Raw genomic sequence first — 300 nt, 5'->3', positions numbered from 1 at the left:
CTTGTTGCAGCACGTCGGCGGTGGCGCCGATCAGGTGCGTCGGGTCCTGGGGATCGCGCCACAACAAGGGTGGTGCGTCCGGGCTGCCGGTAATCACCAGGCGCTCACACTTGCCGGCGGCCAGCGCCAGGCTTGGCAGCAGCGTGAGGCCCAGCAGTACCACCCAGGGGCGCAGTTCCATGGCGAAGCTCTCCGAATAGTCAAAAAAAAGCCCGGTCACAAGGACCGGGCTCTTTATAAGTGAAGCCGCTGGATTAGACCAGCTTCTCCAGCTCAGGCACTGCTTCGAACAAGTCCGCC

General features: G+C 63.0%; 1 protein-coding gene. It reads right to left on the bottom strand.

All coding sequences use genetic code 11. The features are described from left to right. Positions 1-181: hypothetical protein (locus SB764_RS39250; RefSeq protein WP_410866643.1), on the bottom strand; the 181-nt coding region annotated here is incomplete at its 3' end. Positions 182-300 lie beyond the last annotated feature (119 nt).

The sequence above is a fragment of the Paraburkholderia sp. SIMBA_027 genome (genome assembly GCF_046535315.1).
In the GTDB taxonomy this organism is placed as follows: domain Bacteria; phylum Pseudomonadota; class Gammaproteobacteria; order Burkholderiales; family Burkholderiaceae; genus Paraburkholderia; species Paraburkholderia tropica.
The sequence above is the reverse complement of the archived record's forward strand: the minus strand, read 5'-3'. Positions and strand labels throughout refer to the sequence as shown.